The organism is Pseudomonas sp. EL_65y_Pfl2_R96, from assembly GCF_963970905.1.
Lineage (GTDB): Bacteria > Pseudomonadota > Gammaproteobacteria > Pseudomonadales > Pseudomonadaceae > Aquipseudomonas.
The window spans coordinates 1-671 of record NZ_CAXAQH010000131.1 but is presented as its reverse complement, the minus strand read 5'-3'; the positions used below and the strand labels follow the sequence as shown (position 1 = coordinate 671).

At 55.6% G+C, this 671-nt stretch carries 1 protein-coding gene; it reads right to left on the bottom strand.

All coding sequences use genetic code 11. The features are described 5' to 3' along the window. Positions 1 to 649 (bottom strand): peroxidase family protein (locus AACY49_RS29825; protein ID WP_339527784.1); only part of this gene is annotated, 649 nt, incomplete at its 3' end. Positions 650 to 671 lie beyond the last annotated feature (22 nt).

Sequence of the window (671 nt, the reverse complement as noted above, 5' to 3'; positions counted from 1 at the left end):
CGTTTTGCGCATAGACTTCAGAAACCGCACGAAGCTCGGAGTTTGATCCGAACATCAGATCAACTGGAGATGCCGTCCATCGCGACTGACCACTTGCGCGGTCCTTACCTACATACAGCGCGGGATCTTGGACAGATTTAGACCAAACGGTCCTCATATCGAGAAGATTGACAAAGAAGTCGTTGCTCAGGGTCACTGGTCGGTAGGTTAACACGCCGACCGCAGATTTGACGGCGTTTGCGTTAAGTGCTCGCATACCCCCGACCAGCACGGTCATTTCCGGCACCGACAGATCGAGCATGTAGGCACGATCCACTAGTGCTTCGGTCGGGGAAAGGCGATCTTTTGGATTGTAGTAATTTCGAAATCCGTCAGCTTCCGGCTCCATCGCTCTATAGGCTGCGACATCGGTTTGCTCCTGCGTGGCATCGACCCGACCAACGAAAAACGGCACACTAACATTAACGCCGCGCTCATTTGCGGCATGCTCGACTGCCGTGTCGCCTGCCAACACGATCATATCAGCCATGGATACCTGCCGCCCGCTTTTGTGGTTGAAACCATCACGAATGACGCCGAGCCTGCGCAGGACATCGGCGAGCTCCTGCGGCGAATTTGCCAACCAGTGGATCTGTGGTTCCAACCGCACGCGAGCGCCATTCGCACCCCCA